Source organism: Oculatella sp. FACHB-28, from assembly GCF_014696015.1.
Classification (GTDB): Bacteria; Cyanobacteriota; Cyanobacteriia; order Elainellales; family Elainellaceae; genus JAAUTN01.
This window is the reverse complement of the sequence record NZ_JACJPJ010000011.1, coordinates 1-3,811: the sequence shown is the minus strand read 5'-3', so window position 1 is coordinate 3,811 and position 3,811 is coordinate 1. Positions and strand designations below refer to the sequence as shown.

Genomic DNA, 3,811 nt, shown 5'->3' with positions numbered 1-3,811 from the left:
CGCTAAACGTTTCACGGTTGACCCCACACAAGCGCTTAAAGTGGCGCTTCGATAGATGCTCCAACTCGTTATATCGCATATCTGCTTCTGACATTAGCTTCTATTCAGAAGCTATCTTGCTTCGCTGCGATCCTCAACTGTCACACTCACTTTATATTCGTGCAGGAAGTCTAATCCTCGCTCTCCTCTGTCTCCGGTTGAACCTCTACCACAGCTGCATTCAGCTCAACCTCTAACTGTTCTGCTGTTGGCAAAATTCCTTTGAGTGGGTCAGGAAGTTCCCTTTCGAGTTGAAACGTTGCTACGCCAATCGGCTTCTGAATGCCCTGGAGCGCATATTCTACCGTGGTCTTATCCTTCGACTTACATAAGACAATCCCAATCGTGGGTTCATCCTTGGGCGATCGCAACAGGTTATCCACTGCCGCGACGTAGAAATTCATCTTGCCCGAAAACTCCGGCTCGAACTCCCCCATCTTCAGGTCAATCACCACATAGCAGTGCAGCTTAACGTGATAAAACAGCAAGTCCAATCGATATTCCTTGCCACTCACCTCAATCGGATACTGGCTCCCCAAAAAAGCAAAGCCAACTCCCAACTCCATCAAAAAATCGCGGATGTGGTCAATCAGTCCCCGCTCCAGGATTCGCTCCGATCGCTCCTCCCCCAAGCCTAAAAAGTCAAAATGGTAAGGGTCTTTAATAATCTGCTGCACCAGGTCAGACTGAGCCGGAGGCAACACCTGCTCAAAGTTAGTGATTGCTCCTCCCTGCCGCTGATAAAGACCACTCTCAACCTGAAGCACCAGCACATTGCGGCTCCAGCCATACTCCAGCGTTTTTTGGATATACCACAGGCGTTCTTCAGGGTCTTTTACCTTGTCCAACAGTACGCAATTGTGAAACCAGGGAATTTGTGCAGCAGCTTGCTGCACCATTTGCTCATCCGGGTAAGCCTCCGCAAAAGCCCTCATATACTTCAAGTTGCGAGGAGAAAAGCCCCTCATCTCTGGAAACTCTTTCCGCAGGTCTTTCGCCAACCGCTCGATTACTTTGGCTCCCCACCCCTGCTGCTGCTGCCGAGCTAGAATCTCTTGCCCAATCTGCCAGTAGAGCGCCACCAATTCTCGATTGACTGCCAGAGCCGCTCGCACGTGAGCAGTCCGAATCCGCTCCTTCAGATTCCGCAGGAATTGGTCATAATCACTTCCCGCATTAAACAAATCAGCCATAAATTAGAACGGTCGCAGCACTGAACTATCTGAGTGTTGATACTTTACGGATGGTAGAAGCGATCGCCCCTATCCTGGTTGCCCAAATCGCTCCATCATGGATTTAGCGCGTTTGAGGTTTGCAATCTGTTGCCGTCGTTCATTCTTGCTTTTCGCCTCAGCCAATATCTGCTGCAAAATGTCGGAGTTCGCCTCGCTGTACTCAAACATCGCCTCAAGCAGAACCTCTCGACAGATCCCGTTTTCCCTACATAGGTCTTGCAGGCGCTCGCTCACTCCTTGCTCCAGCCTCAGAGTCGTCTGCTTAGTCTTTAGCGACTGCTGAGAGTCTAAAGCCCCAAACTCTTGACTCTGAGGTTCCGCGATATCTTGAAACACTGAATTCTGTATGTCTTGATTTCTAGATATCGAGATATCTAGACTCTCAGAGGCTTGAGGAGAAGGTGTTAAAGATGCATCTCGACTGGGGACAGTTGGACGACTGCGTTTCTTAAGTCGCTCTAAAGCATCATTCATATCCTAGCGCCTCAACAATCTGTTCAAAGGGGTACTGTAAATCTGTCTGCCCCATCTCTGAGAGCAGTTTTCCTTGACGGATGGCACTCTTAAATTTCTCCGACTCTCGAATCGAGGCAAGAATGGGAGTACTGCCAACAAACTCCTTCATCGCCTCAATATTTTGCCGACCCTCCAAAGTCTGCGTGTTCCCAACCCAGCGATCGCGGAATGGAACCACCCCTAAAATTTTTCCGGTAAATGCCATCAAGTTTGACTGCTCCTGAAGAAAGTCCAGAGTATCAATCAAACTGTTCATCCCCTTGACGTTGGCTTCCACAGGAATGAGAACACAATCTGAAGCCCCCACTGCCGTCAGGCAAAGTTGAGAACGAGAAGGCTGAACATCAATCAGAACATAGTCAAACAGATTGGCAACCGCTTTAAGCCGCAGCTTAAGGATGAACGCTCCAGTGCCACTGCTACTCAGGTAGTCCGAAACCTTGAACAAGCCGCGATCGGCAGGAATAAGAAACAAATTCTCGTAGCTCGTTTCATAGATTCCGTCCTCAGTGCTAACCTGCCCAGTTAGCACTTCCAAAAGGCTCGGCTGATTAGGCTGCACCTCATGACCAAGGTAAAAGGTGAGGTTAGCCTGTGGGTCAGAGTCGATCGCCAGTACTCGCTTACCCTGTTGCGCCAGCAGAAGCGAGGTGAAAAAAATAGTGGTCGTCTTTCCCTGCCCACCTGAGAGGGAAATGCATGAGCAAGTTCGCATAGTTGAACTTTTAATTTCGATACCGCAAGAATACAAGCTACCTGGAAAGATTTCTAGATATAAAGTTATCTCTGGGTCTAGATATCTAGATATCTAGACCCAGAGATAACTTTATATTGATCCCCATCAATGTTTCATTCTGGTTCTTTCATCTAACAAAAGGTATCTAGATATCGAGATGTCTGCTATTAAAGATATCTAGACTTTGGGAATCTCGCATTCATACTTCTCGATTGCATCATGGCGATCGCCTCATCTGTTTTGCTGGTCAGAATTGGATTCCAGTCTTTCATCTCAATCCGATGGCTATGCGTTCCGCGACTTCCCCTTCTTTCGAGACTTTACTGCCTCAGTAATCGCCTTAGCAGCCAAGAAGCTCATAGATCGTTCCTCCTCTTCTGCCCACTTCTGTAAGGCTTCCTTAACTTCAGGCGGCAAGTAAACCGTCAGCGGTTCCTGAGATGTCGGCATGGTGCAGCTTTTGATCATTTGTATGATCCTAGCTTCCATGCTGTAAAGACAGGTAAAGCACTGTAGAGCCTGGTACATTCAGGTACTTTCTAGTACTGTTATAAGCAGTAAGGTAATGTACCTAGCTTTACCCCCATGGAGATAAGATAATGGCGTGTCTTAAACCCCTTCCCCTCCTGTGGCTGCTGTCACTCCTGCCCTTGTTGCAGAGTTGTCCGGCTCCTGCTGACGCAACATCCCCAGCCACAACCCCCGCTCCGGGCACCCAGCCCTATGGGTTGGACGGAACGTTCCAAACCGAAGACATTCTGACCCTGCAATACCTGAGCTTTCCACAAAGCTACACGGCAATCAAAGATCGCTTTGGCTTTCCCGCCTACCGAGACTCGCAAGCCGACTACTATAAATTGCCCAACGGCAACTGGGCAGCAATCTACTACGACAGCAGCGGCAATGCGATCGCCTACAGCTTTAGCGACAGCGACGGCAATTAAATCAGAACCTGAACCTGGCTCATGGCTACAACCTGGAAGACAAAGATGGGTGAACTGAAGCAACACGTTTGGGAAGAGTGGAAACAACTCAACTCATTCAAAGGCGTGCTGGCTCAACCCCAAAACTTTAAGCCCGAAGTGCGACAGTTTGGCGACCTGCGGTGCAAAGCAACCTGGGTTAAAGCCCTAGCGCGCTTCACTGCCGTTAACGTCTACAAGTCCTGCCTTGATGCCTACAGCTTGATTTTGCATGACTTCAACTTCAAGCCGGAGCGTTGGGACTACGAATTTAGAGAGCTAATCCTCAACGAATTCTTAGCTATGCCTGATGCATTAGACCT

5 protein-coding genes and 1 pseudogene are annotated in these 3,811 nt (G+C 48.8%); 2 read left to right on the top strand and 4 right to left on the bottom strand.

The annotated features are described in order from the left end of the window. Positions 1-170: 170 nt before the first annotated feature. The 4 genes from H6F88_RS00230 to H6F88_RS00215 all read right to left on the bottom strand — a co-directional run bounded on the left by H6F88_RS00230 (position 171) and on the right by H6F88_RS00215 (position 2,976). Positions 171-1,232, bottom strand: a complete 1,062-nt coding sequence (locus H6F88_RS00230; protein ID WP_190640751.1) for a PDDEXK nuclease domain-containing protein — start codon at positions 1,230-1,232, stop codon at positions 171-173. A gap of 69 nt (positions 1,233-1,301) precedes the next feature. Continuing rightward, positions 1,302-1,748, bottom strand: a complete 447-nt coding sequence (locus H6F88_RS00225) for a hypothetical protein (RefSeq protein WP_199333382.1) — start codon at positions 1,746-1,748, stop codon at positions 1,302-1,304. After that, positions 1,741-2,505 carry an AAA family ATPase gene (locus tag H6F88_RS00220; RefSeq protein ID WP_190640750.1) on the bottom strand — a complete coding sequence of 255 codons (765 nt, stop codon included), beginning with the start codon at positions 2,503-2,505 and terminating at the stop codon, positions 1,741-1,743. The genes H6F88_RS00225 and H6F88_RS00220 overlap by 8 nt, the downstream gene beginning before the upstream one ends. Positions 2,506-2,811: 306 nt before the next feature. Then, positions 2,812-2,976, bottom strand: coding sequence for a ribbon-helix-helix protein, CopG family (locus tag H6F88_RS00215; RefSeq protein WP_190640749.1), 165 nt, complete (start codon positions 2,974-2,976; stop codon positions 2,812-2,814). A gap of 149 nt (positions 2,977-3,125) precedes the next feature. Between H6F88_RS00215 and H6F88_RS00210 the strand changes: the two genes are divergently transcribed. Next, positions 3,126-3,470, top strand: a complete 345-nt coding sequence (locus tag H6F88_RS00210; RefSeq protein ID WP_190640748.1) for a hypothetical protein — start codon at positions 3,126-3,128, stop codon at positions 3,468-3,470. 21 nt (positions 3,471-3,491) lie between these two features. After that, positions 3,492-3,811, top strand: a pseudogene (locus H6F88_RS00205) (hypothetical protein); the annotation flags it as partial.